Source organism: Mannheimia glucosida (genome assembly GCF_046267875.1).
GTDB lineage: Bacteria > Pseudomonadota > Gammaproteobacteria > Enterobacterales > Pasteurellaceae > Mannheimia > Mannheimia glucosida.
The window spans coordinates 1,922,546-1,946,178 of sequence record NZ_CP176502.1 but is presented as its reverse complement, the minus strand read 5'-3'; the positions used below and the strand labels follow the sequence as shown (position 1 = coordinate 1,946,178).

21 protein-coding genes are annotated in these 23,633 nt (G+C 42.3%); 11 read left to right on the top strand and 10 right to left on the bottom strand.

What is annotated here, in order from left to right; all coding sequences use genetic code 11:
* Window positions 1–17: 17 nt before the first annotated feature.
* Window positions 18–932 carry a DUF2877 domain-containing protein gene (locus ACJ7Z2_RS09260; RefSeq protein WP_409500108.1) on the bottom strand — a complete coding sequence of 305 codons (915 nt, stop codon included), beginning with the start codon at window positions 930–932 and terminating at the stop codon, window positions 18–20.
* Window positions 933–1,056: 124 nt separating this feature from the next.
* Between ACJ7Z2_RS09260 and allB (ACJ7Z2_RS09255) the strand changes: the two genes are divergently transcribed.
* On the top strand, window positions 1,057–2,463 hold the full coding sequence (gene allB, locus ACJ7Z2_RS09255) for an allantoinase AllB (protein WP_409500107.1): 1,407 nt from the start codon (window positions 1,057–1,059) through the stop codon (window positions 2,461–2,463).
* A 98-nt stretch (window positions 2,464–2,561) separates the two neighbouring features.
* Window positions 2,562–3,890, top strand: coding sequence for an NCS1 family transporter (locus ACJ7Z2_RS09250; RefSeq protein WP_409500106.1), 1,329 nt, complete (start codon window positions 2,562–2,564; stop codon window positions 3,888–3,890).
* 93 nt (window positions 3,891–3,983) lie between these two features.
* Here ACJ7Z2_RS09250 and ACJ7Z2_RS09245 read toward each other — a convergent pair whose 3' ends face one another.
* On the bottom strand, window positions 3,984–4,856 hold the full coding sequence (locus ACJ7Z2_RS09245) for an alpha/beta hydrolase fold domain-containing protein (RefSeq protein WP_409500105.1): 873 nt from the start codon (window positions 4,854–4,856) through the stop codon (window positions 3,984–3,986).
* A gap of 83 nt (window positions 4,857–4,939) precedes the next feature.
* On the opposite strand from ACJ7Z2_RS09245, the gene allE reads away from it, so the two are divergent.
* From allE to ACJ7Z2_RS09200, 9 genes are all read left to right on the top strand, one after another.
* A complete protein-coding gene (gene allE, locus ACJ7Z2_RS09240) occupies window positions 4,940–5,725 on the top strand; it encodes a (S)-ureidoglycine aminohydrolase (RefSeq protein ID WP_409500104.1) in 786 nt (261 codons plus the stop codon).
* 21 nt (window positions 5,726–5,746) lie between these two features.
* On the top strand, window positions 5,747–6,799 hold the full coding sequence (gene allD, locus ACJ7Z2_RS09235; RefSeq protein ID WP_409500103.1) for an ureidoglycolate dehydrogenase: 1,053 nt from the start codon (window positions 5,747–5,749) through the stop codon (window positions 6,797–6,799).
* 131 nt (window positions 6,800–6,930) lie between these two features.
* The gene (fdrA, locus tag ACJ7Z2_RS09230; RefSeq protein ID WP_409500102.1) at window positions 6,931–9,930 is read left to right on the top strand and encodes an acyl-CoA synthetase FdrA; all 3,000 of its coding nucleotides are present in this window, start codon (window positions 6,931–6,933) and stop codon (window positions 9,928–9,930) included.
* 57 nt (window positions 9,931–9,987) lie between these two features.
* Window positions 9,988–10,920, top strand: a complete 933-nt coding sequence (gene arcC, locus ACJ7Z2_RS09225; protein ID WP_409500101.1) for a carbamate kinase — start codon at window positions 9,988–9,990, stop codon at window positions 10,918–10,920.
* Window positions 10,921–11,104: 184 nt separating this feature from the next.
* Window positions 11,105–12,709 carry an L-lactate permease gene (locus ACJ7Z2_RS09220; RefSeq protein WP_409500100.1) on the top strand — a complete coding sequence of 535 codons (1,605 nt, stop codon included), beginning with the start codon at window positions 11,105–11,107 and terminating at the stop codon, window positions 12,707–12,709.
* Window positions 12,710–12,739: 30 nt separating this feature from the next.
* Entirely contained in the window at window positions 12,740–12,928 is a 189-nt protein-coding gene (locus tag ACJ7Z2_RS09215; RefSeq protein WP_409500099.1) for a hypothetical protein, read from the top strand.
* Between the two features lie 8 nt (window positions 12,929–12,936).
* Window positions 12,937–14,172, top strand: coding sequence for a M20 family metallo-hydrolase (locus tag ACJ7Z2_RS09210; protein ID WP_409500098.1), 1,236 nt, complete (start codon window positions 12,937–12,939; stop codon window positions 14,170–14,172).
* A 103-nt stretch (window positions 14,173–14,275) separates the two neighbouring features.
* Window positions 14,276–15,655 (top strand): allantoinase AllB, encoded by a 1,380-nt coding sequence (allB, locus tag ACJ7Z2_RS09205; RefSeq protein ID WP_409500097.1) that lies wholly within the window; start codon window positions 14,276–14,278, stop codon window positions 15,653–15,655.
* 2 nt (window positions 15,656–15,657) lie between these two features.
* Window positions 15,658–17,016, top strand: coding sequence for an NCS1 family transporter (locus ACJ7Z2_RS09200; RefSeq protein ID WP_409500096.1), 1,359 nt, complete (start codon window positions 15,658–15,660; stop codon window positions 17,014–17,016).
* 48 nt (window positions 17,017–17,064) lie between these two features.
* Here the strand turns inward: ACJ7Z2_RS09200 and ACJ7Z2_RS09195 are convergent, their stop codons facing one another.
* The 8 genes from ACJ7Z2_RS09195 to ACJ7Z2_RS09160 form a co-directional block, all read right to left on the bottom strand.
* Window positions 17,065–17,235, bottom strand: coding sequence for a zf-HC2 domain-containing protein (locus tag ACJ7Z2_RS09195; RefSeq protein ID WP_006248062.1), 171 nt, complete (start codon window positions 17,233–17,235; stop codon window positions 17,065–17,067).
* Complete coding sequence (locus tag ACJ7Z2_RS09190) at window positions 17,236–17,817, bottom strand: sigma-70 family RNA polymerase sigma factor (RefSeq protein WP_006252416.1); 582 nt, start codon at window positions 17,815–17,817, stop codon at window positions 17,236–17,238. It lies immediately after the preceding gene.
* A gap of 349 nt (window positions 17,818–18,166) precedes the next feature.
* Window positions 18,167–18,898, bottom strand: a complete 732-nt coding sequence (locus ACJ7Z2_RS09185) for a DUF2063 domain-containing protein (protein WP_409500095.1) — start codon at window positions 18,896–18,898, stop codon at window positions 18,167–18,169.
* Window positions 18,888–19,811: a DUF692 domain-containing protein gene (locus ACJ7Z2_RS09180; RefSeq protein WP_409500094.1), complete on the bottom strand. Its 924-nt coding sequence runs from the start codon at window positions 19,809–19,811 to the stop codon at window positions 18,888–18,890. The genes ACJ7Z2_RS09185 and ACJ7Z2_RS09180 overlap by 11 nt, the downstream gene beginning before the upstream one ends.
* 120 nt (window positions 19,812–19,931) lie before the next feature.
* Window positions 19,932–20,234, bottom strand: coding sequence for a hypothetical protein (locus ACJ7Z2_RS09175; protein WP_409500093.1), 303 nt, complete (start codon window positions 20,232–20,234; stop codon window positions 19,932–19,934).
* A 32-nt stretch (window positions 20,235–20,266) separates the two neighbouring features.
* Window positions 20,267–20,749, bottom strand: coding sequence for a DoxX family protein (locus tag ACJ7Z2_RS09170; RefSeq protein WP_409500092.1), 483 nt, complete (start codon window positions 20,747–20,749; stop codon window positions 20,267–20,269).
* A 160-nt stretch (window positions 20,750–20,909) separates the two neighbouring features.
* Window positions 20,910–22,139 (bottom strand): pyridoxal-phosphate-dependent aminotransferase family protein, encoded by a 1,230-nt coding sequence (locus ACJ7Z2_RS09165; RefSeq protein ID WP_409500091.1) that lies wholly within the window; start codon window positions 22,137–22,139, stop codon window positions 20,910–20,912.
* A gap of 179 nt (window positions 22,140–22,318) precedes the next feature.
* Complete coding sequence (locus ACJ7Z2_RS09160; protein ID WP_409500090.1) at window positions 22,319–23,587, bottom strand: amidohydrolase; 1,269 nt, start codon at window positions 23,585–23,587, stop codon at window positions 22,319–22,321.
* Window positions 23,588–23,633 lie beyond the last annotated feature (46 nt).

Below are 23,633 nucleotides of genomic sequence, written 5' to 3'. Positions count from 1 at the left end.
TAACGCTAATTTACTCGTCACATTTTTAAATTCAACTGCTTTATTACGTCAAAAAGCCAAACACATTCAGGTGATGATGGATTTTTTTTTAATAGCCATTGACAAGCATGGTATATACCGAAAAGTGTATCCATTCCAGAAGAATGCCCTATATTTTCAAAACGTTGTGCTAATAGGCAGAAATCCTCTTGACGTTGTTGTGTGTGATTAAAGAAGCTCAAAATAGGGGCGGAAAATTGTTGTTGCAATGCACAATCTAAAAAACGGCGACTGATCGTATTAGTATTATCTAAATGTTGTCGGAGTTTTTGGGTTAGTGTTTGGTAAAATGCTGTCTGAGTTTGAGTAAAATACTGAAATGTGGCAATAAAACCGCATAGAAAATCATCGCCACTTGGCGTGAGACCAATACCAAGCCCAATAAGTTTTGTGAAATATTCCGCTGATTTTTCTAATTCGCCTAGTTGATAAAGATCCTCAGCTTGAACTAAATATTGCTTGAATGCACGGAGTAGTATATCGTTAATACTATTTTGTAATAATAAATTCAGTCCTTTGGCATTCGACTTTTGCAAGATTTTTTGCGCAAGATTTGCATACCAAACCACATTGTTTGGTGAAAAAGAAGTGCAAGCGGTTAATTTTGAAGAAAAAATTGCATCATTTGAATAATGTAAATTGAGCCGATAAGGTTGGTTAGGTTGGAATGAGAGTTGTTGAAATTTTGTTATTGAGAAATCTGTGATTAGACTGATCGGTGAAAGCTCACTTTCTTTCGGCTGTAATGTAAAAATCTGATTATTAATCAATAAATTAATAGTTTTATTGTAACGAGAGTGAAGCATTACAATAGGTGCAGCTTCTATTGCATTTTGAGCGTACAGAGTGGTTTTTAAAATAGGGATGTTTATTATTTGCTCTTTTATTGTCATTCTGTAAAATACCTATTGATTTGTAGTAACTTTATTGATTAGTATACTTGCAAAGTTGAAATACGATTTCATATTTTTTATTTTCCTTTCAAACCATTAAAAGTCAATAAAAAGAAGGTTCATTATGTATGATTTAATCGTTAAAAACGGACAATTAGTCACGCCGGATAGAATTTATCCTGCCACTATTGCGGTAAAAGACGGGAAATTTGCCGGTTTTCTTGCCCCTGATATTGAGGTTGATGCGAAAGAAATTGTCGATGCAAAAGGCAATTTGGTTTATCCGGGGATAATTGACTGCCACGCCCATTTAAATGAACCGGGCTTTGATTATCGTGAGGATTTTGAAACCGGATCCCGTGCCGCGGTAGCTGCCGGTTGTACCACGCTCATTGATATGCCTCTCAATAATGATCCTTCTCTCATCAATAAAGATGTCTTTAAATTAAAACACGCCAACGTAAGTAAACATTCCTTTATCGACTTCGCCCTTTGGGGTGGGATTGTCGGTGATTATGACGACACTCCAAATTCCATAAAAAGCAATTCTGCCGATCTTGTTGAACTAGAGGCCTGTGGCGTTGCTGCCTTTAAAGGTTTCACTTGCCCGAACGGGGATTTATTCCCAACCGTAAACTTAGGCAATGTGCGTAAAGCCTTGGAAATCTTAAAACCTTTTAATGCGTTGTCCGGATTCCATTGTGAAGAGTTTGGGCAAGTTAAAGAGCGAGTGAAAGAGGCAAAAGCGAAAACAGGTTTAACAAATCAAGAAAAAATTCGTGAGTTTTTAGATGCTCACGATGTTTGGGTGGAATATGTAGCGACTAAAAATATTATTGATATGTCTCGGGCCACCGGCGGCAGGGTGCATATTTGCCATGTTACACACCCAATGGTCGCTCAACTGGTTAAAGATGCAGTTTATGAAGGTTTACCTGTTTCAGGCGAGACTTGCCCCCACTATTTAGGATTTACCGAAGATTTCGTCTTTGAAAAAGGCGGACCGGCAAAATGTACTCCTCCTTTGCGTAAAAAAGAGGATATGGAAAAACTTTGGGATTATGTGATTGATGGCACATTGTCTTGTGTGGGAAGTGATCATTCTCCGGCTGCCGATGAAGAGAAAAATAATGACACTCACGATATTTGGGAGGCTTGGGGAGGCTTAAATGGTATCCAGTTCTTTTTGCCGATGATGTTCGATATGGTGGTTCATCAACGTAAACTAAGCCCGAGCCTGATTGCGAAAGTGATGGGCGTCAATCCGGCAAAATTGTTTGGTTTATATGGGCGTAAAGGGGCGTTTGAACTTGGGTTTGATGCGGATATTGTGATTGTAGATCCGGAAAAACCGTGGAAAGTAGAACAAGAGAAACTGTTTACCAAAGGACATGTTACTTGTTTTGATGGTTTAGAAGGCAAAGGTGCAGCAACCCATACCTTTATTCGTGGTCGTTTAGTGGCGGAAAACGGTATGTATAAACAAGATGCTATGGGTTATGGCGAATTTATTCGCCCGGTGAAAAGCTAATGCGAAGTGCGGTTGATTTTTCAAAACTTTTGGGAAATGACCGCACTTTTTATTATATAAAAATAATACATTAAAAATGCGATTACAGGAGAGACAACATGTCTGAAAAAACCAACTTACAACCGATTCCGGAAAATAAACGGATTATGGATTTACTGTCTTACCTTTTCTTATGGCTTGGCGGCTGTGTATCTATCGGTACATTCGCACTCGGCTCCGGGCAATTAGAGAAAGGGTTAAATTTAACCCAAGCTTTTGTGGCAATGTTAATTGGCTCGTTATTGCTGATTGTCTGTTTATGTTTAAATGACCAAATGAGCTATAAAAGTGGTGTTCCTTATGCGGTTCAATTAAAAAGTGCATTTGGGACTAAAGGTGGGATTTTACCTGCAATGTTGCGGGGTGTGCCTGCCATCGTGTGGTATGGCGTACAAAGCTGGTTAGGCGGTTCGGCAATTAACCAAATTTCAATTTTATTATTTGGTTATGATAATCTAGTGCTTTATTTCCTCTTATTCCAAGCCTTACAAATTTGGATTTCTACCACCGGTTTCCACGGCTTGAAATGGTTAGAAAATATTGGTGCGGTTGTAATTATCGCCTCGCTTACCTATATGTTCTATATCTGTATGACTAAATTCGGTGGACGTATTGAAGAGAATTTGATTAATAAAGAAGGCACTTGGGGCTTACCTTTTGTCAGTGCTATTGTGGCTTTCTTTGGCGTGAATGTATTGGTTATGCTGAATGTAGGTGACTATGTGCGTGAACTAAAACCGGGGTATTCAACGGCAAAACGTGGTGTGGTGTATTTCTTAGCAATGGTGCCAACTACCGTATTTATGGGCGTAATTGGTTTAATGATTTCCTCTGCAACCGGTATTGCTAACCCAATCAATGCGTTTGCTCAAGCGGCAGATAATAAATTCTTAGTGATTATTACCTTAGTCTTTATTTTATTTGCTCAAATGACCACCAACCTAGCAAGTAATGTTGTGCCACCTGCCTATGCGTTAATGGATGCCTTTAAAATTAAACATAAAACCTCAGTGGTGCTTATCGGTTTATTAGCGATTGCAACTTGCCCTTGGTTAATTACCTCCGATGCGTCATCAAAAGGAGTGGATATTTTCGTTTTAACTTACACTGTATTCTTCGGCCCGATTTTCTCTGTGCTATTGGTTGATTACTATATTCTCCATAAACGCAAAATTGACATTGCCGAACTCTATGATGAAAACGGTAGCCGTAAAGGTGTGAACTGGGCAGCGATTTTGGCAATTTCTGTGGGAGCAGTGATTGGCTTATTCAATGCAGATATTTCATTCTTAACCGCAACTATTCCAACTGCCTTAGTTTATTACTTCGGTATGAAATATATGGCATCAAGCGCCCGTTTCAGAAAGGGAACGATTTTAGAGAAATAATGGGTAATAACCCCATACGAGCCGTATGGGGTTAGATAATCTGAGCCACGTTGTGGCTCTATAAAAGTCCCGGAGGGACTTGGGTTATTTAACCTAGCACGGCTCGTGCTGGGTATTTTGGATAAATTGAATGGTTGCCTGAATGAGTTCCTGTGTATGTTTCGATTCAGTATCACGATCAAAATCGTGTAAATCGGCAGAAATCACAAAACGAGTCGGATTACATTTTTCACAAAGTGCCAGAAACTCGCTAAAAGGGACATCAGGATCACCGGTGGCGTGTGCAGCAAAAACAGGGGACTTAAATTCTGCTAGGCGTAAGCTGTAATCAAGATAGAAAAATTTATCTCTGCCTTGATAAATCAATGATTTCCACTTACCGCTTTGGCGGGCATAAATATAGGCACTGAAATGGGTGTTTAATTCTGCCTCTACTAACGGCATTGTGATTAGTGATTGAAAGGTGCTTTCACTGACTAATGGCAATTTTAAATAATACTCGCTTGGGCTATCAAACCAACCATCGGTGAGAAAACCGTAGCCATAATATGAAATGATCCCTTTGGGCTGAGGAATATCGGTTTGTTGGCTGAGTTTGCTTGCAGCGAGTAATGCCAAATAAGCGCCGGCAGAACGCCCGAATAAAAAATAGGGCATTGCAGAAAAGTGCGGTTGGTTTTGTAATGCTTTTATTGAGGAAAGTACAGAACGCAGAATTTCCTCAATTTGAGCATAAGGTGCAAGCGGGTAATTTATCGCAAAAATTTGCAAACCGGCTTGGGTAAATTGGTCAAGATGAAAGTTGGGCAAGTCCGCTTTAGAGCCGTAAAGTAAGCCCCCACCGTGTAGGTAAATTAGCGTTGCTTTCGGTGTAATTTCATCATCTTGGTAAAGCGTTGCTTGAATAGGCAACAGGCTGTGTTGAATTTCAATCGAATTTAGGGAGATTTGTGTCGTTTTTAGCATAATGATCCTCAACAGTTTTGTACCGCATTATAGTACAAGATAAAGTTACGTTATCAAATTCACTTAAAGTAAAGGAGAATGCTATGGGATATTTGAATGGTCAAACAGGTTATCGCCAAGGGTTGCTTGAAACACGTTCAGTCATTCGCAAGAATAACTTTGTGATTTTGGAAACTGATGGTTTGGTAAAAAACAGTATTCCAAACTATCATCATTGCGATATTAGTATTTTATCTTCCCCCGCATTAGGAGCCTCTTTTGCCGATTACATTGCCACGGTTCACCCAAACGGCGGCTGCACTCAGCTAGGCGGAAACGGGATAGAGGTGTTTGTGTACTGTGTAAGCGGTCAATTATCGGTAAAAAATAGCGACACCCAAGCCATCCTTGAAACCGGAGGCTATGTTTTCTCGCCTGCCGACCAAGTATTGAGTTTTATCAATCCATCAGAAAATCCTACCAAAATTTATATTCACCGCCGCCGTTATACGCTGTTAGAGGGGCATCAAGCCAAAACCTATGTTGGCAATGTGAACCAAATCGAATACACCGAATATGAAGGAATGAAAACCTGCCTGATTAAGGACTTATTGCCATCTGCTACCGATTTTGGCTTTGATATGAATATGCACATTTTATTATTCAAGCCGGGGGCATCGCACGGTTATATCGAAACTCATTTCCAAGAACACGGAATGTTATTCCTTTCAGGCAAAGGAATGTACCGTTTAGACGATGAATGGATTCCGGTGAAAAAAGATGACTATGTCTTTATGGATTCCTATTGTCCGCAAGCCTGTTATGCGGTGGGGGACGAAGATTTCGTCTATATTTACTCAAAAGAGTGCAACCGTGATGTAGAACTGTAATTTAACCTTGAGGAATTGACTATGAAATTATCTAGAGAAGAATTAAAAGGCTTAATGAAAGCGAAGTTAATGAAAGCCGGTTTAAATGATCAGCACGCAGATATTACCGCTGAAATCCTAACTTGGTCAGACGAACGAGGTTATCACTCTCACGGTGCAGTACGAATGGAATATTACTGTGAGCGTATCTTTAAAGGTGGTATTACCCACGATCCAAAATTTGAATGGAAAGAAACCGGCCCGGCGTCGGCGATTTTTGAAGGGGATAATGGCTGTGGCTATGTAGCAGCTACCTTTGCAATGGAAAAAGCGATTGAAATGGCAAAAAAATCGGGCATTGCGATTGTGGGTATCCGTAATATTTCCCATAGCGGTGCGATTGGCTACTATACTGAAATGGCTGCGAAAGAAGGATTACTCTCTATTTCATTCTGTCAATCAGACCCAATGGCAGTGCCTTATGGTGGTTCAGAGCCTTACTACGGCACAAACCCGATTTCTTTTGCCGCACCGGCTGATGAAGGCAGAAATGTGGTGTTTGATATGGCAACCACCGTGCAGGCTTGGGGGAAAATTTTAGATAAGCGTTCTCGTGGAGAATCTATCCCACCGGATTGGGCAGTAGATGTTGATGGCAACCCGGTGACAGATCCTAACAAAGTGAACGCTTTAGTGCCGATCTCAGGCGCAAAAGGCTACGGGTTAATGATGATGGTGGATATTTTCTCGGGTATTTTATTAGGTGTGCCGTTTGGTAAACACGTTTCTTCAATGTATCACGATTTATCCGAAGGTCGCCGTTTAGGACAAATGCACATTGTGATTGATCCGGCTCGTTTCTGTGGTGCAGAACAATTCCGTGAGAATATGGCACAATCTATCAATGAGCTTAACGAAATGCCACCGGCACCGGGCAATGATAAAGTCTATTATCCGGGGCAACGTGCCGAAATGCGTCGTGATAAGTATTACGCAAATGGTGGTATTGAAATTGTAGATAAAGTCTATGAATATTTAATCAGCGATGATATTCATTTTGACCGCTACGATCATAAAAACCGTTTTGCGGATTGATTTGATGACCTAGCACGAGCCGTGCTAGGCTAAATAATCCAAGTCCCTCTGGGACTTCTAGAGCCGCAGAGCGGCTAAGATAATAGAACCCCATACGGCGCGTATGGGGTGGCTGACAGGAAGGATAAAAGATGTTAAAAACCGTTGTAAAGAAAGGTAGTTACCACGATTCGGTGGTGTTAATGTTGCTGACAAATGCCATTTCCGGTTTGGAAGGCGTAAACAAAGTATCGGTAATGATGGCAACGCCGGCAAATAAAGATATTTTCGCCCAAAGTGGGTTAGATACTCCGGAATTACAAGAGGCGACCCCGAATGATATGGTGGTGGTAGCAGATGTGGAGCGTGAAGAGATAATCCATATCGTGATGGAGAAAGTAGAGGAATTTTTAAAACAAAAATCCCAAGCAAGTGCGGTACAAAGTGGCACTGAAATTGTGAAGTCTTGGGATAAAGCAACGGCTAAATTGCCTGATGCTAATCTTGCCGTTATTTCTATTCCGGGTGCTTATGCAGCTTTAGAGGCAAATCGAGCCTTAGATGAAGGTTTGAATGTCTTTATGTTCAGCGATAACGTGAGTGTGGAAGATGAAAAAGCATTAAAACAAAAAGCACACAACAAAGGCTTGGTGGTCATGGGGCCGGACTGCGGCACGGGTATTATTCAAGGTGTGCCGATTGCCTTTACTAACAGTGTTACACCGGGTTCTATCGGGATTATCGGCGCATCAGGCACGGGGATTCAAGAGCTGACTACCATTATCGACCGTTTAGGTGAAGGGGTTGAAAATGCTATCGGTACAGGCGGGCGTGATCTGTATGAAGAGATTGGCGGTATTACGATGCTCGATGCGATTGAGGTAATGGAGCAAAACGAAAAAGTCAAAGTGCTGATTGTGATCTCAAAACCTCCGGCAAAAGCGGTGCGTGAGAAAATTTCTGCTCGCTTAAGCCGTTACACCAAGCCTGTGATTACGTTGTTCCTTGGCGAAAAACCGACTTTCCACGAAGAGAATTTCTACCACGCTTATACGCTAGATGAAGCAGCTCGTTTAGCGGTTGCACTTGTGCGTAAGGAGCCGATACCGACATTTGCAAAAAATCAGGCAAATTCGACCGCTTGCGGTAAAACCCTAAAAGCCTATTATTCAGGCGGTACGCTTGCCGGTGAGGCGGCAATGTTGCTCAAAGATGCGTTAAATATTGAGGGCAGTGGGGCAAAAGCCGATGGCTTTATGTTTAAGCAAGACGGGCATATTGTGGTGGATTTAGGCGATGATGTTTACACCCAAGGCAAACCACACCCGATGATCGACCCTGCCAAACGGATTGAATCGATGCGTGAAGCCGTCGATGATGCGACCACAGGCGTGATTTTATTTGACATCGTGTTAGGCTATGGCTCACACGAAGATATGGCAACGGCATTGATTCCAACCATTCAAGAACTCCAACAAAAAGCTAAAGCTCAACATCGAGAGGTGGCATTTGTCGCGACGGTATGTGGCACTCGTAGTGACTATCAAGGTTATGATGAAACAGTGCGTAAATTGGTTGAAGCGGGCGTTGAAGTTTGTGAAACCAATAAAAGTGCGGTGGAAAAATCTCTCGCTTTATTAGGCTTGCATTTTGATGAGCCGGTAAAACCGATCCAAGCTAAAACTGTGGTGCAAGGTGAAAATACTCCTGCCTCTGAATCGTTATTACGATTATTATCGGAAAAACCGAAAATTATTAACATCGGGCTGAAAAGTTTTGCCGATGTGGCGGAAAAATTTGGCTGCCAAGTGGTGCAATTTAACTGGCAACCACCGGCAGGTGGCAACATTCAATTAATTAAAGCCTTGAATTTCTTAAACGAATCTCAGACGGTGGATATTGATGAGGCAAACCGCAAAGTGATTGCCAAAGTGGTTGCGGCTGCTCCCATTATTCGGGATAACGTATTAGCGAAAACTGTCATCAAAGAATTAAACGACGGTAAAGTGATTTTACACGCCGGTCCGCCAATTCAATATCAAGATATGCCAAATACCGTGCAAGGCTCTTGTGTGGGGGCTGTATTATTTGAAAAATGGGCAACGGACGAGACTTCAGCCCGTGCTTTATTGGAAAGTGGTGAAATTAAATTTATGCCGTGCCACCACGTGAATGCAGTTGGACCGATGGGCGGCATTACCACTGCCAATATGCCGGTGTGGGTGGTGGAAAATGCAACCGATGGCAATGTTGCCTATTGCACAATGAACGAGGGTATTGGCAAAGTGTTGCGTTTTGGTGCTTATTCAGAGGAAGTAGTAAAACGCTTAGAGTGGATGCGTGATGTATTAGGCCCTACGCTCGGTAAAGCTATTCGTTCAATGGAAAACGGCTTGGCGGTAAATCCTCTCGTGGCAAAAGCGATTGCGATGGGCGATGAGTTCCACCAACGCAATATTGCTGCCTCAATGTCTTTCTTCAAGGAAGTAGCTCCTCGTATTACTGCGATGAGCGATCTTGCCGAACAGGATAAATATGACGTCATTAAATTCTTAGCGGATACGGATCAATTCTTCCTCAATATTATGATGGCAACCTGTAAAGCGGTTATGGATGGGGCGAGAACACTCACTGAAGGCACGGTGGTGACAGCCATGTGTCGCAATGGCGTGCATTTTGGTATCCGTATTGCCGGTATGGGTGATGAATGGTTCGTTGGGCCAGTGAATACGCCACAAGGCTTATATTTCACCGGTTATGACGGTGAAGATGCTTGCCCAGATATTGGCGATTCGGCTATTACTGAAACCCTTGGTGTAGGTGGTATGGCGATGATTGCGGCTCCAGCAGTTACCCGATTTGTTGGTGCAGGAGGCTATGAAGATGCACTTCGTACCAGTAACGATATGATGGAAATTTGTATTGACCGCAACCCAAATTACATTGTGCCGAACTGGAATTTCCAAGGGGCTTGTTTAGGTATTGATGCCAGATTAGTCGTGGAAAAAGGCATTACGCCTGTGATCAACACAGGCATCGCCCACAAAGTTGCAGGCTTTGGGCAAATTGGTGCAGGTACGGTTCGCCCTCCATTGGCTTGCTTTGAAAAAGCAGTGTTAGCCTATGCAAGAAAATTAGGGTTTACAGAATAATTCTGTAGGGGCGAATTATAATTCGCCCATTGTATCTACGATTTAAAAGGAAAGAGAATGTCAAAACAAACCATCGTGTTAGCCCTAGGCGGTAATGCGTTAGGGAACAATTTGAAAGAACAGCGTGAAGCAGTGGCAAAAACCGCAAAAGTAATTGTTGATATATTACAGCAAGGTAAAAATATTGTGATTACGCACGGTAACGGCCCTCAAGTGGGAATGATTCAGCGGGCAATGGACGATTTTGCCAAGCATTCCGGAGATGAAATTCCGCTACCGACCAGTGTCGCAATGAGCCAAGGTTATATCGGGATCGATTTACAAAATGCGATTAAATATGAGCTACTTAACCGTGGTATTGAGCAGAAAGTCAGTACGATTTTGTCTCAAATTGAGGTGAACCCGACAGACCCTGCATTCCAAAATCCGGATAAACCGATTGGCAGATTCTTAACCAAAGAGGAAGCTGATGAGCTAGAGGCAAAAGGCATTCGTACAATGGAAGATGCCGGGCGAGGTTATCGCATTGTTGTGCCTTCACCGAAACCACAACGCATTCGTGAGTTAGAAACCATTAAAACCCTACTGAATGCCGGACATATTGTCATCACCTGTGGCGGTGGTGGTATTCCGGTGGTGAGCGATGAACAAGGGCGTTTAGTGGGCGTGAACGCGGTGATTGATAAAGATAACGCCAGCTCGTTGTTAGCACAAAAGCTGAATGCCGATTATTTGGTTATTCTAACGGCGGTGGAAAAAGTGGCGATTAACTGGGGCAAGCCAAATCAGGAATGGCTTTCTGAATTAAGCACAGCACAAGCACGCCAATATATTGCGGAAGAACAATTTGCCAAAGGTTCAATGCTACCCAAAGTGGAAGCTGCTTTACAATTTGCCGAAAGTGGCACAGGCCGCAGAGCGTTAATTACCTTACTGGATAAGGCTGCACAGGGTATTGCAGGCGAAACAGGAACGGTGATTTATTCGTAAAATTGACCGTACTTTTCTATCCTAGCACGAGCCGTGCTAGGATAGGTAAGCCAAGTCGCTTTGTGACTTGTATGAGCGTTGAGCCACAGCGTGGCTCAGTTAATTTAGCACCATACGGCTCGTATGGTGAACACAACAAGCGGTCATTTTTCTACATTTTTTTACAATTAGGTTTCAATAACAAATGGATATTCCGGTGAATTTTTTTATGTGGTTTATGGCGTTATTGCCGATTATCACATTAGTTATTTTAATGGTGAAATTCCAATGGGGCGCAACAGAAGCTGCACCTATTGGGCTTTTGATTACGATTTTTACAGGGGTTTTTCTCTATCAAGCAGATGTTTCATTAATTGCGATTGAGTCCGCCAAAGGTATTTGGAATGCCTTAGTGATTTTGCTGATTGTGTGGACGGCAGTGTTGATGTACCAAGTCAGTGATGGCGCAAAAGCCTTTTTAGTGATTCGAGTCGGAATGAGTAAGTTGTTCCCGAATGAACTCTTGCTGGTCATGACAATGGGTTGGATCTTTGAAAGTTTCTTACAAGGCATTACCGGCTTTGGCGTACCTGTGGCGGTTGGCGCCCCTCTTTTAATTGGAATTGGTGTTCGCCCGTTATGGGCAGTGGTGCTACCGCTATTAGGGCAAGCGTGGGGGAATACTTTTGGTACTCTGGCTGCTGCGTGGGACGCATTAGCTGTTTCTGCAGGGCTGGATATCGGCAGTGATGACTATTTCCTCACCGCACTTTGGTCTGCTGCATTTTTATGGTTTTGGATTGTGATTACAGGCTTGGCAATTTCGTGGTTTTACGGCAGAGGTAAAGCACTGAAAAAAGGGTTAGTCGCCACCTTAATTATCGCAACTATTCAAGGCGGTGGTGAATTGTTACTGAGCCAAGTCAATACCACCATTTCTGCTTTTATTCCTGCCTGTTTATCCATTTTAGCGATTGTGCTTATCAGCAAAATACCGATGTATAAAGCAGTTTGGCGTGTGGAAGAGAGCCCGATTATGGATAGGAGTAAAACCACAGAAAATGAAGAAGCCTTGCCAAATATGAATTTATTACAGGCTTTTATTCCCTATATTGTCCTTTCTGTGATGACATTGGCAATTTTGGTTATTACGCCGGTTAATCAGTTTTTATCCCAATTTAAGTTTGGTTTTGCTTTCCCAGAAACCGTCACAGGTTATGGCTTTGTGAATAAGGCTTATACTGCTTATTCGCCGATTGCGATTTTTACGCACGCCAGTATGTTCCTGTTTGTATCTTCTATTATCGGCTTAATTTATTATCAACATAAAGGCTGGATTGGTAAAGGTGGCACGAAAACCATTTTTGCAAAATCGGTTTCAATGACGATGCCATCAGGTATTGCCGTAGTTGGTTTGGTGATTATGTCAAAAATTATGGGTGGAACCGGGCAAACGGCAGTTCTAGCGCAGGGAATGGCAGCTGTATTAGGGAAATCTTATGTTATTTTATCGCCATTTATCGGCTTATTAGGCACCTTTATGACCGGTAGCAATATGAGTTCTAATATTCTATTTGGAGATTTCCAAATGACCACCGCGAAACTGTTAAATGCAAATTCTGCGGCAATTTTAGGGGCGCAAACTACCGGTGGAGCGATAGGTAGTGCAATCAGCCCAAGTAAAATTATTTTAGGCACCACCACCGCCAATATTCTCGGTAAAGAAGGTGATGTAATGAAAACTATCATTTGGATTACGTTATTACCTACGTTATTCATCGGCGTTGTGGCATATTTTGCCTCGCTTTAACTATAGGCTAAGAACCAGAGGATAAGATGAATGGACTTTTTTAAAACTAAAGCAGGCAAAATGACCTTAGCTTTTATCGTGATTATGCTAGCCTTTGCGCTAATTATGCTAGGCATTGCACAAGCTAATAATACAGCTATCCATATCGGCTTTGGGTTGATGGTTGGCGCAATGTTATATTCACCGATTGATGTATTTATCTTAAATAGAAAGAAATAGGACACAAAATGGAACAGATTACCCAGCGTATTACGCAAAATTTAGAACATCTAAAACAATTCACTGCCACACCGGGCAATGGTTGTACCCGTTTACCTTTTTCTCAAGAGGCGAGAAGTGCGGTTAATTATTTAAGAGATTTAATGATCTATGCCGGGCTGCAAGTGAAGGAAGACGAAGCGGGCAATATTTTCGGTATTTTAGCAGGTGAACAACCTGAATTACCTTGTGTGATGTCCGGTTCTCACTATGACAGTGTACTTCACGGCGGAAATTATGATGGTATCGCAGGAGTGATTACCGCATTAGAAACCGCCCGTTTATTAAAAGCAAGCGGTAAAAAATTTAAGCGTAATTTTGTGGTTGTAGGCTTTAATGATGAAGAAGGAATGCGTTTTGGCACAGGGTATTTTGGCTCAGGGGCAATGCTCGGTTTGCGTACTCCAGACTATTGTCGCCAATATAAAGACAAAGACGGAATTTCTTATTATGAGGCGATGCAAGGCTACGGATTAGATCCTGAAAAAATTGAAAATGCAAAATGGGCTGAGGGGGCGATTGGGCATTTTATCGAAACCCATATTGAACAAGGGCCGGTGTTAGATACTCAAGGTATTGAAATTGGTTTGGTAACAGGTATTGTTGGTTTGCATCGCCATATGTTCACTGTTCATGGGCGAGCCGATCACGCAGGTACGACCCCAATGGATATGCGTTTAGATGCCGTAGATGTTGCAACCAAAGTGATTGCTCAAATTGCAGACTGGGCAAGAGAGAAAAATGACGGCACGGTGGCAACGGTTGGCTATATGAATGTGCTACCGGGTGGGATTAATATTGTGGCGGAAAAAGTCGTGTTTAGTGTTGATATCCGCTCACTAAATATGGCAAATGTGGAAGAAATTACCGCTAAAATTGAGCAAGCTCTTGCAGAAGAAACGGCAAAAATCGGTTCAACTTTTGAAAAAGAAACAAAGTTGATTATTCAACCGGTGGCGTTATCCGAAAAAATGCTCGATATTTTGGAAAATTCAGCCCAAAAACATCAGTTTAGCTATAAACGCTTACCGAGCGGAGCAGGACACGATTCATTAGAAATCGGGCAGAAAATTCCAACGGTAATGATTTTTGTGCCAAGTAAAGACGGCAGAAGCCACACACCGGTCGAATTTACGGAATATCACTATTTCGCAAAAGCGGCGGTGTTACAACAGGAGTTGGCAGAACAATTATTAGACGAATAAATTGCAATCGGGGAATTTGCAAATTGTTAGAAAAATTTGACCGCTTGCACATTCCTCCATTAACAAAAATTAACTACAAACATAACATAAGGAGTATTTGGCTATGTATGATCTCGTCATTAAAAATGGGAAGATAGTCTTATCCGATGCCATTTTCAACGGTAATATTGCCGTGAATGCAGGAAAAATTGCCGCTGTTTTAGCAGAGGGCTTGGAGCCTGAAGCAAGGGAAGTGATTGATGTAAAAGGCAATTACGTTTTCCCGGGGGCGATAGATACCCACGCTCACTTAAATGATCCGGGGTATGAATGGCGTGAAGATTATGCTCACGGGACAGCAGCAGCGGCAGTAGGCGGTTATACCACTATTATTGATATGCCGTTGCAAAATGAGCCGGCATTAACGGACGCTAAGATTTTTGATGCCAAAATAGCGAAAGTATCGCCAAATGCTTATGTGGATTATTGTTTCTGGGGCGGATTAGTTCCAACTAACTTTGACCATTTAAGCGAATTAAATGATAAAGGTTGTGTTGCGTTAAAATCCTTTATTGGGCCGGTTTCGCCTGATTATGCCTCGCTGAATTATGGGCAAACCTTTGAGGCAATGCAAATTATCCAAAAATTTGGCGGACGAGCCGGTTTCCACTGCGAAGATTTTTCCACCATCAAATGGCAAGAACAACGAATGAAAAATGAAGGTCGTTTAGACTGGAAAGCCTTTTTAGACTCCCGCCCGCTGATTGCAGAAATGCTCGCAACCATTAATATTATCGAAATTGCCAAATCCACCGGCTGTAAAGCCCACATCTGCCACGTTAGCCACCCTGATGTTGCCCAAAAAATCAAAGAAGCTCAACAAGAAGGTTACGATATAACCGCTGAAACCTGTGCGCATTATCTCTGCTTTAGTGAAGATGATGTAATCGAAAAAGGTGCGCTCTTTAAATGCGCGCCACCACTACGTTCAAAAGCCGATGTAGATCGCTTATGGGATTATGTAGTTGATGGCACATTTAGTGGCATTGCCAGTGACCATTCACCTTGCTCCTATGATGAAAAGCACAATCAAATTTTAGGTCAAAAAATTGAAACGGTATTTGATGTCTGGGGCGGTATTAGTGGTATTCAAAGCTGTGTACAGGTTGCTTTCTATGAGGGCTGTGTAAAACGGGGGATCTCTCCGAGAGTGCTGGCGAATGCAATGGCAAAATTACCGGCAAAAGCCTTTGGTATTTACGGGCAAAAAGGCGATATTCAAGTTGGCTTTGATGCCGATTTTACCATTATTGACCCAAATAAAGAGTGGGAAATTAAAGCCGAAGCTCTGCAATATGTAAATAAACTGTCTGCCTATGTCGGCAAGAAAGGTAAAGGTTTACCGGTTTGTACCATTGTGCGAGGTAAAGTAATCGCACAAGATGGAAAGCTGACTGATAGCAAAGGTTTTGGTAAATTCATTCGTAAAACAGAAGGAGCATAGCTATGTTGGATAACAAAGAACTCAGCCCTGAGTTAGCTAAAAATGTTAATGTTGATCTTCAGCCGACCAAAGAACGGATTATGGATAATTTTTCCTACTGGGCTAGCTTTTTAGGTGGTTGTGTCTCTATTGGTACATTCTCAATGGGAGCAAGCTTGATTGGTGCATTGACTGTCACACAAGCTATTTTGGCAATGTCAATCGGTTGTATTGTCATTGCCATCGGTTTAGTGCTAATCGGTAATGGCGGCCATAAATATGGCATTCCGTTCCCAATCCAACTGCGTAGTTCTTTTGGTACAACGGGTGTGAAAATTCCGGGAATTTTGCGTGGTGTGCCGGCGATTGTTTGGTTCGGTTTCCAAAGTTGGGTGGGCGCAGGAGCGATTAATATGTGTTTAAAGCTCCTGTTTGGCTTTGATAATCTACCAATAGTCTATGTGCTATTTACCGCCTTACAAGTTGGGCTATCCATTAATGGCTTTAAAGGCATTAAATGGTTGGAAAATGTATCGGTGGTGTTCTTAATCGGTATTTTGGCTTATATGCTGTATGTCGTGAACACTAAATTCTCGGTGCAGATAGGCGATCGTTTCTCTAATATTGAAGGCTCTTGGGGAATGCCGTTTTGGGCAGCGACTACAGCCTTCTTGGGGATCTATTCAACGATGATTCTCAATGCCTCAGACTATTCACGCCACGTTAAAACAGGCACAGGTGCAACCACAACAGGTGTGATTTATGTATTATCCATTCTACCTGTCACCTTATTTATGGGGCTAATCGGCTTATTGGTGACTGCGGCTACGGGAAATAGTGACCCTATCGAAGTATTCGCCACGGCAATGGATAATAAAGTGCTTACAGTCATTACATTATTATTTATTGCCTTTGCACAGATTACGACTAACGTGCTAAATAATATTGTGCCTCCTGCCTATATTTTAATGGATTCCTTTAAAATGAAATGGTCACACGCCACGATTTTAGTCGGTATTCTTTCGATGTGTGTGATGCCTTGGAAACTTGTCACGGCAGAGTCAGCAGAAGGGCTTTCTCTATTTATCAAGATTTATTCCGCTTTCTTAGGCCCGATTTTTGCGGTAATGGTGGTTGATTACTACATCTTAAGACAGCAAACTTTAAACGTGAATGACCTTTATAGCAAAGAGGGGATTTTCAAGGGCGTTAACTGGGCAGCAATTATTGCGATTGCTATCGGTTCGCTTTGCTCACTGATTGTGGTGGATCTCTCTTGGTATGTCAGCTTAATTCCATCAGGCTTGAGCTACTATATTTTGATGAAAGTGCTAAAAAGTGCGGAATCTTTCCGCAAAGGGACGGTGTTGGAACATCAATAAGATGACAAGCGGTAAAATTTATTAAAAATTTTACCGCTTGCTTTTACGCTAAGAATTAAATTCTTTCATTAGCTTATCTACGGTTTTGCAGTTTTGGCTAAAGGCTCGGCAACGAGAACAAAGCATTAAATGAACTTGCACATTAACACGTTGTTTTAATGTCAGTTTTTGTTCTTGGGACAGAGAAACTAATTCGGTAATTTGCTTACATTTTAACATTTAACCTCCAAACCATTTTTGACTTAAACAGACCTGTAACTGCAATCTTGCCCGATACAGTAAGGTATGCACATTTGCCGGTGAAATTTCACATTCTGCGCAAATTTCTTCGGTTTCCATTTCCAAATGGGAACGCATCATAAACACCCTTGCTTGATTTGCCGGCAGATTATTTAGGCAAAATTCAAATACTTGCCAGAATTGAGCGGAATAGGTATGGCTTTCGGTGTTCTTCCACTCATTGGATTGATAAGCGTCTTTATCCCAACCGCCATTTTCATTAAACAATTTATCGGCAAGATCGTGATCGTCTTCTTCCATCAGCTCAGATACTGCCACCAATTTGCCTTTGGCTTTCACCAAATCTACGATCTTGTTTTTTAAAATTGCAAAAATCCACGTTTTTAACGCACTCTCACCTTTGAAGCTGTCGGCATATTTATAAGCGCTGACAAACGCCTCTTGCACCACATCTTCGGCAAGTTCGTTATTTTTTAACTGTAAAAAGGCAAATTTCACCATTTGCAGGCGAATATCTTCCAACTGCGAGGGGGAAATTTGCCGTAAAGCCGGTTGGCTCATTGAATGATCCTTTGGTAAAAAATTTAGCGAAACTGACCGCTTGTAATTGATTTTTCTATAAAAATTGCCTCTTGTGATTCAACAAGCAGGGAGTTAAAACTAAAATTTTGCGAAAAATCTTAAATAATGCATCTCTTATCCCGTCTGAGCGACTTGCGATTTCTAGGAAAATTTGTACTGTTTGAGCGTAGCGAGTTTACAAATTTTCCGTAAAGGAAATCGCAACAAAGCGAAGTTTGGGTCGCCTTTCTTTTGGTTACTTTTACTCTCTGCGTTCGCCCTTCGGGTTGTTGCCTTCGGCAACATTCAACGCAAGCGTTGTCTTTGGCGAAGCAAAGAAAAGTAACGTTTAGAGTGGATAAAGCACCTCAGCCTCAACCCATTTTTCCCAGAGTTGGCGTAACACGGCTTTTAGATCCGGATTTTGCTCGGTAAACTCGCTGAGTTCCGCCAGCAATCCGTTGAGGGAATTTGCCCCCTCTTGCAACGAGCTAAGCAGCAAGAAGTCCAGCTCTTCCAAACGGTTGTAATAAATCCCAAATTCGGCATCTCGCCAAATCAGCACGTTGGTTGGTTCATCCTCAAACTGTTTGAACTCGCTACGGATAAAGTTTACCGCATATTGACGCAGTTCGGCAGCCCCTGAAAGTTGCATTACGGTGTCGTTATCCCACTCAAATTCTGCCGGCACATTTGCCATTGAGACTTCTGCCAGCAGTTGTGCGTTTTCAAAGTCCATCAGGGCAAGTAAGTACGGTTCAAAACAGGCGTTTTGTTGGCAGAAAGTTAAAAACTCGCCAGCGATGTCTTGGAAAAACGGCGAATGTGCCTTGCCTTCCCGCACAAATTTTTCTTTCACCTCACGCCACTGTTCGCTCGAAATATGTTGCGGTAGCTCCACATAACAGCGGTCGATAAAGCCCAACGTATTGTTACGCACTAAGCGTGCATACACGCCTAAGCGTTGTGGCGATACATTACCGCTCATCAGGCTGACATCGTTGTGGCGAATCGCATTGGCAAACTCGGCTTGGGTCTCTTTCAAGCTCGGTTTTGTATTTTCAACCAGTTTAAGCGGCATTTTTCAGCCCCGTTTTTGCATATTTTTTCTGTAAACTTGCGATGTGTTGCACTTCCTCGATCAGCTCTTGGAACGAAGGGAAGTTGAAATCACGTTCGAGTAACGTTGGTGGAATATGCGGTAAACGTTCGTAGGTGTATTCAAGCAGATCCCACACGGTTTTCTGCACCGCTTCGCCGTGCGTGTCCACCAGTAAAGTCGGCAAGTGGCGTAATTCGCCTTTGACCATATTGAACGACTCACCCTCAGTGATTTTCACCTCTTCCGCTGCGCCGTGATCTTCATCGTGGCCGGCAATATGAATGTAGTTCACACGGGCTTTATCCACTTTATCTACAAACACAAACGGATCGAGCAAGCCGTGGTTCACGCCGTTTACATAAATGTTGTTTACGTCTAAATGAATACCGCAATCCGCCTCTTGTGCAATCGCATTTAAGAACTCAACTTCGTTCATTGTACTGGTTGGCGAGTGCAGATAGTAAGAGGTGTTTTCGAGTGAAATCTGCATTCCAAGATAATCCTGCACCTGTTTAATCCGATTGGCAACGTGCATTACCGCCTCATCGGTGAACGGCATTGGCAGTAGGTCGTACAAATGCCCTTCGCACTCGCAGTAGCTAAGATGGTCGGAGAAAAAGTGAGAATTATACTGCTGCTGCATGGTTTTAATGCCTTTGAGCAGTTCCATATCTAATGGCGCTTGACCGCCAAGTGAGAGCGATAAACCGTGAATAATCAGCGGAATTTTTTCCGCTACTTTATCGAAATTGTAACGTGCCTGACCGCCCATTTTGAGCCAGTTCTCCGGCGAAACTTCCATAAAGTTAATAATACTGTTGTCTGTTAGAGATAAAAATCCGTCCGCTAAATCACGGCGGTAGCCTAAACCGGCGCCTGTAAATTTCAGCATTTGTGGTTCCTTTAATGAGATGTAAAAAGTTGGGGAAAATTGACCGCTTGTAGGGTGCGTTTGCCAACGCACCTTTTACAAGTTCAGATCAGGTGCGTTAGCAAACGCACCCTACCAGTCTTATTTTGAAGCGCCGCATTTACCTTCACCGCATTTGCCTTCAGCGGCTTTCGGTGCGCTTTGTTTTGGTGCAGTTGCGCCACATTTGCCTTCGCCGCATTTACCTTCTGCTGCTTTTGGTGCTGCAGAGGTTGCGCCACATTTACCTTCGCCACATTTACCTTCAGCGGCTTTGGTTTTTACGCATTTACCGTCTTTCATTTCTACACAAGCGTCTGCTTTCACAGCCTCTGTTTGTGCGTTTACGGTTGCAGTTGCCATAGTTAATGCGCCGGCTAATGCCATTAAAGTTGCTTTTTTCATTAAAAATTCTCCAAAGAATTAAGATTAAAAGATTAAAGGAATTTCAACCACGTTTTGGTTGGGTGTTTTTTCTGTAACAGAAAATCGAGAGATAACGCACCTGCACCTTGCATCAGCACCGGTACAAGCATTACCAAATAAATCAACGCCATTTTGTAACCATTGTCACACACATTGTAACCGTTACCAGCGTGAACGGCGTACCACGCCACAGCGGTTAAAATCATTAAGCCGATGGCACTAAAACGGGTAAACAGGCCCAGCACCAATAAAATCGGCAGAATGATTTCCGCACCGGTTGCGACTACCCAGTTGAGGTCGGCAGGCAATACATTAAACGGGAATGGGAAACTCTCTTGAATAGAGGCAAACCAGTTTTCACCATTCAGTTTTTCCAACCCCGCCTCGATAAATTCGTAAGCAAGGAATAGACGTAATACCAGCAGACCGAAACCGGTCATCATCGCTTTTTTCACACAACATTGGGAAGAGTATTGAATTGAACAAGATGACATAAAATGCTCCTTAAACTAAAAACTGAGAATTAGACAGAGCAAGCGGTAATTTCTGACAAAAAATTTTCAAAAGTGGGAAAATTTCTTTATGGTGATAAAAAATAAAAGCCTTATTTTATTGATAAATAAGGCTTTTATTGATAATTATGAAAGAGAAAAATTATTTCTCAGCTTCTTTATAGACAGCAAGTGCAGCAGCTACCGCATCTCCTGATGGCACTTTGACTTTGTGGCTTAAAAGTACCGCTTCTAATGCACCTAATGTCAATAAAATATTGCGTTTTTGGCTAGAAAAACCCATATTACCAACACGGATAACTTTACCGTCTAATGGGCCGAATGACGTTGCCAGTTCGATACCAAAATGATTCAGAATATCGCTACGCAATGCCGGGCCGGTAATTCCCTCCGGAATATGGAATGCAGTAACTACAGGGGCTTTGTGTTTACGATCACCAAAAATTTTCAGTCCCATTGCCTCCAAACCAGCACATAAAGCTTTATCATTTAAAATATGACGTTTAAAGCGAGCTTCTAATCCCTCTTGCAAAATAATACGTAATGCCTCGTGAACACCATATTGTGCAGAGGTTGCTTCAGTATGGTGGTTTAAACGGCGGGGACTCCAGTAATCTTGCAGCTGTGCTAAATCTAAATAGTTACTTGGAATAGGCGGGAGTATGCCGTCAATATCGGACTCGATACGAATGCCTTTCTCTACACGTTTACGTTTAGCGATAATCTCTTCAATGCGTTTATTGTAAGTAATTAAGGCTGTACCTGAAGGAGCAGAAATACATTTTTGTGTGCCGCCGATACAGGCATCAATTCCCCATTCATCAACACGAATATCCACGCCACCTAAGGTAGCAACAGTATCAACAATCAACATCGCATCGTATTGTTTACAAATTTTGCCGATTTCTTCTAAGGGTTGCATCATTGAGGTTGAGGTTTCACCGTGAATGATGGCAACAGCTTTATAGCCACCTTTTTTCAATTCTGCCTCAATTTCTTCCGGCTCGAATACTGTTCCCCATTCTCTTTCAATAATAGTGATCTCTGCACCACTACGAGCGAGAATTTCATTTAATAAATAGCCGAAACGACCAAATGCAGGAATTAACACTTTATCGCCAGGGCAAATAGCTGCGGTTAAGATTGTTTCTAAACCACCACGAGACGTTGAATTGACCACATAAGTCTGTTCATTTTTAGTTTGGAAAAGACGACGCTCCATTTCCATTGTTTCATTCATCAGGGACGTAAATTCTGGGTCGAATTGCCCTAAAATCGGTGCTGACATTGCACGCAAAACTCGAGGATCGGCATCTGTTGGGCCGGGACACATTAATAAACGTGGGGAAGGGTTAATTTCTCTGAATTGCATAACATTTCCTATTTAATTAAATTAAAAAAACTTATCGATTCTACAATAAAAATTTGTTGATACTCAATACTTTTTATATTGAGTGAAGTTGTTTGTAATAAATAATGACAAGCGGTCAAATTTTTTAAAAAATTTACAAGCAAAGGGAATAAACCCCGAATACATTCAGGGCTTTGGTATTAAGCTAATAATTTTTCAATCAGAGTAGTATAGATATTTACCCCGGTTAATAACTGTGCTTCATCAAAATCAAATTCGGCTTGATGATGTTCGGCGGTGCGATCGGCTCCGATGATAAAGTAAATTGCTTTGCCGCCGTTGTCTTGCACACGTCGCCCAAGAATAGTCGCATCTTCGCTAGCATTAAAAGAATAATCTTGATCGCTACTGTGAACTTGAGGCTGGGCCATCGCAATTTCTTTAATTAATTTGACTAATTCAGCATCATTAACCATATCCACCGCTTCGCCCATAATTTCGGTTTCATATTCCACTGCAAAACCGGTGGCAATCCCTTTGGCGATTTGCATTACCTGATCAACCATATATTGATTGATCGCTTTATTTTCACCTCGTACCTCAAGTTTAATTTCGGCATCGGATGGAATCACATTTCGCCCTGAACCACCTTTAAATATACCAACATTAATGCGGCTCATTCCTTCGCCGTGGCGAGAAATACCGTGTAGCTGAGTAACTGCGTGAGCAGCAGCAAGTAAGGCATTATGCCCTAAATGGGGTGTAGCCCCTGCGTGTGCCGGTTTGCCTTTGTAGCGAATATCAATCTTGGTTGTGGAAAGAAAATTTTTCGGATCGGCTAATACTGTTCCACTATTCGCACAGAAGCTGATGTGCGAGCCTGCGAAGTAATCTGCATCATCAATAATACCGCTTGCAGCGATGGCTGCCGCACCTCGCACACCTTCTTCGGCAGGCTGGAAGACGATTTTAACTTTGCCTGTGAGCTTGTCTTTGTTTGCCATTAGAAAATGAGCCACACCTAAGCCGATGGTAATATGCCCATCATGACCACAGGCGTGCATTTCGCCTTCGTTTCGAGAAGCAAAACCAAGTTGATTGGCTCGATGATTAGGATCTTTAGTTTCAGCTACATCGACACAATCAATATCAAAGCGTAGAGCAATGGTTTTGCCCGGTTTACCTGAATCAAACACCGCTACACAGCCGGTGTAGCCTTCCATTTTTTCAAGCCATTTTGAGTTTGCTCCATAGGCTTTGGCTCGTGCTATCCCTTTTTCTACAATCGCAAGGTTTCTGCCACGCACAAAATCGGGGTTAATGATTTGCTTACCCAGCAAGATTTCAAAGCCAAGTGGTTCTAAGTAATCGGCAATTTTTGCAGTAGTCCAAAATTCGCTCCAGCCTGTTTCAGGGAATTGATGAAACTCACGTCGCCATTCAATTAATTGCGGTAATGAAATTGTCATACTGTTCTCCTTCTAAAAAATTGCCCTTTATTGATAAAGGGCAATA

Coding starts and splice junctions, on each gene's coding strand:
- ACJ7Z2_RS09185 (WP_409500095.1), bottom strand. CDS start 18,898: ATGCCGCTTAAACTGGTTGAAAATACAAAACCGAGCTTGAAAGAGACC.
- arcC (WP_409500101.1), top strand. CDS start 9,988: ATGTCAAAACAAACCATCGTGTTAGCCCTAGGCGGTAATGCGTTAGGG.
- fdrA (WP_409500102.1), top strand. CDS start 6,931: ATGTTAAAAACCGTTGTAAAGAAAGGTAGTTACCACGATTCGGTGGTG.
- ACJ7Z2_RS09175 (WP_409500093.1), bottom strand. CDS start 20,234: ATGAAAAAAGCAACTTTAATGGCATTAGCCGGCGCATTAACTATGGCA.
- ACJ7Z2_RS09250 (WP_409500106.1), top strand. CDS start 2,562: ATGTCTGAAAAAACCAACTTACAACCGATTCCGGAAAATAAACGGATT.
- ACJ7Z2_RS09200 (WP_409500096.1), top strand. CDS start 15,658: ATGTTGGATAACAAAGAACTCAGCCCTGAGTTAGCTAAAAATGTTAAT.
- allB (WP_409500107.1), top strand. CDS start 1,057: ATGTATGATTTAATCGTTAAAAACGGACAATTAGTCACGCCGGATAGA.
- ACJ7Z2_RS09210 (WP_409500098.1), top strand. CDS start 12,937: ATGGAACAGATTACCCAGCGTATTACGCAAAATTTAGAACATCTAAAA.
- ACJ7Z2_RS09245 (WP_409500105.1), bottom strand. CDS start 4,856: ATGCTAAAAACGACACAAATCTCCCTAAATTCGATTGAAATTCAACAC.
- ACJ7Z2_RS09195 (WP_006248062.1), bottom strand. CDS start 17,235: ATGTTAAAATGTAAGCAAATTACCGAATTAGTTTCTCTGTCCCAAGAA.
- allB (WP_409500097.1), top strand. CDS start 14,276: ATGTATGATCTCGTCATTAAAAATGGGAAGATAGTCTTATCCGATGCC.
- ACJ7Z2_RS09180 (WP_409500094.1), bottom strand. CDS start 19,811: ATGCTGAAATTTACAGGCGCCGGTTTAGGCTACCGCCGTGATTTAGCG.
- allE (WP_409500104.1), top strand. CDS start 4,940: ATGGGATATTTGAATGGTCAAACAGGTTATCGCCAAGGGTTGCTTGAA.
- ACJ7Z2_RS09165 (WP_409500091.1), bottom strand. CDS start 22,139: ATGCAATTCAGAGAAATTAACCCTTCCCCACGTTTATTAATGTGTCCC.
- ACJ7Z2_RS09215 (WP_409500099.1), top strand. CDS start 12,740: ATGGACTTTTTTAAAACTAAAGCAGGCAAAATGACCTTAGCTTTTATC.
- ACJ7Z2_RS09260 (WP_409500108.1), bottom strand. CDS start 932: ATGACAATAAAAGAGCAAATAATAAACATCCCTATTTTAAAAACCACT.
- ACJ7Z2_RS09220 (WP_409500100.1), top strand. CDS start 11,105: ATGGATATTCCGGTGAATTTTTTTATGTGGTTTATGGCGTTATTGCCG.
- allD (WP_409500103.1), top strand. CDS start 5,747: ATGAAATTATCTAGAGAAGAATTAAAAGGCTTAATGAAAGCGAAGTTA.
- ACJ7Z2_RS09170 (WP_409500092.1), bottom strand. CDS start 20,749: ATGTCATCTTGTTCAATTCAATACTCTTCCCAATGTTGTGTGAAAAAA.
- ACJ7Z2_RS09190 (WP_006252416.1), bottom strand. CDS start 17,817: ATGAGCCAACCGGCTTTACGGCAAATTTCCCCCTCGCAGTTGGAAGAT.
- ACJ7Z2_RS09160 (WP_409500090.1), bottom strand. CDS start 23,587: ATGACAATTTCATTACCGCAATTAATTGAATGGCGACGTGAGTTTCAT.